Genomic DNA, 3,420 nt, shown 5'->3' with positions numbered 1-3,420 from the left:
CTTAGTACGAGCCGAACTTGTAGTTCAGGCCGGCGCGGACCACGGCGAACTCGTCGTCGCGGCGGCCGATGTTGTTGTAGACCACCGGGAAGTTGTTGGCGGCGTTGACCACCAGCGCGCCCTGGTTGCGGGTGTTGCGGTCGAGGTTGACGTACAGGCCTTCGACCTTGAGCGTCACGGCCGAGGACCGGAAGAAGTTCAGGAACGAGTCGACCGGGAGGGCGTATTCCATGCCGCCGCCGACGGTCCAACCGGTGCGGAAGCTGTCGTTGCCGGCGAAGCCGCCGAACGAGCGGTCAGCGCTGCCCGAGCCGTAGGCGAAACCGCCGGTGCCGTACACCAGGACGCGGTCGAAGGCGTAGCCGAGACGGCCGCGCACGGTGCCGAAGAAGTCGAGGCTCGACAGGCCGCGCGGATCGGTCAGGTAGACGCCGGGGGCCAGCGGGCCGACCACGAAGGCGTTGTTCCGGCTGCGGCCGAAATCGAGGTACTGGGCGTCGGCCTCGACGCCGACCACCACGCCCGAACCCGGGGTGAACTGGAAGTTGTAGCCGACCTGGCCACCGCCGGAGAAACCTTCCTGGTTCCGCTGGCTGAAATAGGCCGTGGTGCCGGCGCCGTACGGGGCCGGGACGGCGAAGCTGGAGGTGTTGTTGCTGCTGGCGTCGAACGCGTAGCCGGCGTTGATACCGAAATAGGCGCCGGTCCAGGTGAACACGGGCACCGGGGTGAAGACGGGCGGCGGGGCGGCGCGACGCGGCAGGTCGGCGGCCGAAGCGGCGGCGGTCAGGGCGGTAAAGGCGGCCAACGAGGCCAGAAGCGTCTTCATGACTGGTCTTTCCCCAGCGAATGTTCCTATCGAGCGTGAAATTACCCGGTTTTCCACACTCAAGCTGTATCGCCGCTGCCACAGGTGTGGCGGAAGCCAAAGATCGCCCGATCCGGGCTCCGGCCGCGAACCATCCCGTCGCCGGCCCGTTGGCGCTCCAAGGTAGCGGAGGCCCCCCATGACCAAGCTGTTCATCGCCCAGATCCGCGACGCGGACGGAGACAAGCCGCTCGTGACGGTGCGGGCCGAGGCCGAGGGCGAGGCGCGCCTGTTCCTGGCCGCCGCCTACCCGGAGGCGGAGATCGCCAGCGTCACCGAGCCGAGCGACTGGACCAGCGACGCCGATACCGGCGCCCGGGCCGGCGACATCCGCGAGCATCCCGGCACAACCTGGCAGACGCCCTCGAGCCTCGCGGATTGACGCGCATTCGAGCGATGATCTTCACGGGCCGTCAGCCCGCATCGTCGAGGCTGGCGCGGTGATGTCCGGCGATCCCACACCCCGGCTGCTCGCAGCCGCGGCCGCCCTGACCGGCGCCGCCTTCCTGATGCTCCGCTCGGAGCCATCCTGGACGGGGGTTCTGGTCGGCCTGGCCTGCCTCGTCCTCTGGGCGCTGGGCACCCTGGCGGCCAAGCCCGGCCGGACGCTCGCCCTGACCAAGCCGTCGCGCCCGATGGTGCTGGAGGCGGTCGTCGTCGAGACGCCCCGGTCCAGGCCGGAACTGCTGCCGGCCCCACCGCGCCCGGACCGCCAGGCGATCGCGGTGCGCCCGACACAACTTCCGGAGGTTCCGAGCCGTCGCCTTCGGGTGACCGAGCGGCGCATGCGCGGCCGGCGGTAGGGCCCTGTCGCACCCGTCGAAGACTTGGCGCGCGGACAGGCCGATCCGTCGACGAGACGCGCCGTGGCGGCCGTCCGACCGCGCAACCCGCGACGAGTCCGCGACGCGAGCTTCTGCCGCAGGGCCGATGCCGGACATGCCGCGTTGCCCGCAGCCACCCGAGGAGACAGGCATGGCCGACAAGGCTGACGTGATCACCTACACCATCAAGCAGGCCCTGGCCGCCAAGGTCGACGACCATATCGAGATCGCCGTGGAGGCCGAGGACGGCACCACGCTGAAGCTCAAGGCCACCGCCGATCAGCTCGACGCCCTGGTCGGCGACCTGGAGACCATCCTGGACGCGGACGATTCGGAAGAGGAAGCCGCCTGACGCAGGCTTCCGGGGCCGCCGCCGGGATATGCCCGGGCCGGCGGCCCTCTCTTATAGGATGCGTCCCGCTTACCGCTTCGCCTCGAGCGCCTGCATATCGAGCAGCGGAATCAGCGGTTCCAGGTCGATGATCGGGCCGTCGATATCGAAGAACTCGCCCTCGCCGGGCAGGATCAGTTCCTCCTCCTCGTCCCGCCGGCCGAACGGCAGGAGAGAAGAGAGCATCCCGAGGCACAAGGCTCCCGCGATGAGGGCAACCAGAATCGCGACACTCATGGCGGAACACTCGGACGCAGCAGGCGAGCGGAATCAAGCCGCATCAAGATTAAGACGAAGTTCCTTAGGCATGCAACGCGAAACGTGACCGGGTCACGACCGCGCCGGGACCTTGTCCTGCTGGTGCTCGACCTCGTCGCGCACGCCGTGACCGGCCATCAGGATCTCGGTCATGAACGCCCCGATCGCCGCCACGGTGCAGATCAGGGCCGCGCCGAAGCAGGCGAACAGGATCGAGGCGGTCGCCGCATCGCGCATCGCCCCGACGAACAGGGTCAGCACCGCCAGCCCGATCAGGCAGCCGGCGAGCGAGGCGAGGACGACCGCCACGTCGAGGACGAGGGAGCGCCGTCGCAGGAAGGTCAGCCGGCGGGACAGGCGCACGGCCTCCGCCTCCGTCGCCCGGGCGATCTCCCCCGAGAGGGTGTCGACCTTGTCGGAGATCCGGCCGAGCCGGGTGGAGAACACGTTCAGCAGGGTCGCGAGCGCCGAGAGGAGGAAGGCCGGCGCGAGCGCGACCTGGATGATGTGCGCGATGCTGTCGGGCTCGGTGGAGCTCAGGGAGAAGCCGAACATGGGCGCGCTAGGCTCGCGCGCCGGACGCGACCGCCCGGCCTTCGGCACCGTTCCCCGCGGCGGCGGATGATCTGGGATCCAGCATGCCGGGAGCGTCACCACAGGATGCCGGCCGAGCGCAACCCGATACCCGCACCGACGGCCGGTGTGCAGGGGCCGGGAGCGTTAATTAATCTTAACTGCGATCAACAGTCCCGGATGGGCTTGCGGGCCGCCGGCTACTCGGATCTAACAGAGGATGAAGCTTCCTGGTTGGTCCTGGGAATGTTCTCGAGCAAACTAAAGCCCCGTCAGCCCCGTGCGGCGGGGTTTTTTGCTGCCGGAAACGTCGAGATACAAATCTTCGGGCCGAAATCGGCCTTCTTGGGCGCGGGATGTGCTCAAGCGCACGCGCCCAACCACCGGTCCGGGGCGCCCAGGAGCGCTGTTGCAGCGCTGCACTATCGCGTGTCCTCAACCTGCCGTCTCTGTTGCCGGGCACACATCCCGCCGAACGGGAGACAGAGGACCAGATGATCAAGAAG

Annotated in this window: 6 protein-coding genes; 3 read left to right on the top strand and 3 right to left on the bottom strand. The window is 68.7% G+C overall.

The features are described from left to right. Position 1 precedes the first annotated feature (1 nt). Entirely contained in the window at positions 2-829 is an 828-nt protein-coding gene (locus WYO_RS22910) for a porin family protein (RefSeq protein ID WP_007566990.1), read from the bottom strand. A 178-nt stretch (positions 830-1,007) separates the two neighbouring features. Here WYO_RS22910 and WYO_RS22905 point away from each other — a divergent pair, with 178 nt between their 5' ends. From WYO_RS22905 to WYO_RS22895, 3 genes are all read left to right on the top strand, one after another. Next, complete coding sequence (locus WYO_RS22905) at positions 1,008-1,250, top strand: hypothetical protein (RefSeq protein WP_007566988.1); 243 nt, start codon at positions 1,008-1,010, stop codon at positions 1,248-1,250. A 61-nt stretch (positions 1,251-1,311) separates the two neighbouring features. Next, entirely contained in the window at positions 1,312-1,671 is a 360-nt protein-coding gene (locus WYO_RS22900; RefSeq protein WP_007566986.1) for a hypothetical protein, read from the top strand. A 172-nt stretch (positions 1,672-1,843) separates the two neighbouring features. Next, complete coding sequence (locus tag WYO_RS22895) at positions 1,844-2,044, top strand: hypothetical protein (RefSeq protein ID WP_007566985.1); 201 nt, start codon at positions 1,844-1,846, stop codon at positions 2,042-2,044. 69 nt (positions 2,045-2,113) lie between these two features. Here the strand turns inward: WYO_RS22895 and WYO_RS22890 are convergent, their stop codons facing one another. Together WYO_RS22890 and WYO_RS22885 are read right to left on the bottom strand one after the other, a co-directional pair. Beyond that, the gene (locus WYO_RS22890; protein WP_007566982.1) at positions 2,114-2,320 is read right to left on the bottom strand and encodes a hypothetical protein; all 207 of its coding nucleotides are present in this window, start codon (positions 2,318-2,320) and stop codon (positions 2,114-2,116) included. 93 nt (positions 2,321-2,413) lie between these two features. After that, on the bottom strand, positions 2,414-2,896 hold the full coding sequence (locus tag WYO_RS22885) for a DUF2721 domain-containing protein (RefSeq protein WP_007566981.1): 483 nt from the start codon (positions 2,894-2,896) through the stop codon (positions 2,414-2,416). Positions 2,897-3,420: the final 524 nt, after the last annotated feature.

The sequence above is a fragment of the Methylobacterium sp. GXF4 genome, from assembly GCF_000272495.1.
Classification (GTDB): domain Bacteria; phylum Pseudomonadota; class Alphaproteobacteria; order Rhizobiales; family Beijerinckiaceae; genus Methylobacterium; species Methylobacterium brachiatum.
The sequence above is the reverse complement of the archived record's forward strand: the minus strand, read 5'-3'. Positions and strand labels throughout refer to the sequence as shown.

Coding starts and splice junctions, on each gene's coding strand:
- WYO_RS22910 (WP_007566990.1), bottom strand. CDS start 829: ATGAAGACGCTTCTGGCCTCGTTGGCCGCCTTTACCGCCCTGACCGCC.
- WYO_RS22905 (WP_007566988.1), top strand. CDS start 1,008: ATGACCAAGCTGTTCATCGCCCAGATCCGCGACGCGGACGGAGACAAG.
- WYO_RS22900 (WP_007566986.1), top strand. CDS start 1,312: ATGTCCGGCGATCCCACACCCCGGCTGCTCGCAGCCGCGGCCGCCCTG.
- WYO_RS22895 (WP_007566985.1), top strand. CDS start 1,844: ATGGCCGACAAGGCTGACGTGATCACCTACACCATCAAGCAGGCCCTG.
- WYO_RS22890 (WP_007566982.1), bottom strand. CDS start 2,320: ATGAGTGTCGCGATTCTGGTTGCCCTCATCGCGGGAGCCTTGTGCCTC.
- WYO_RS22885 (WP_007566981.1), bottom strand. CDS start 2,896: ATGTTCGGCTTCTCCCTGAGCTCCACCGAGCCCGACAGCATCGCGCAC.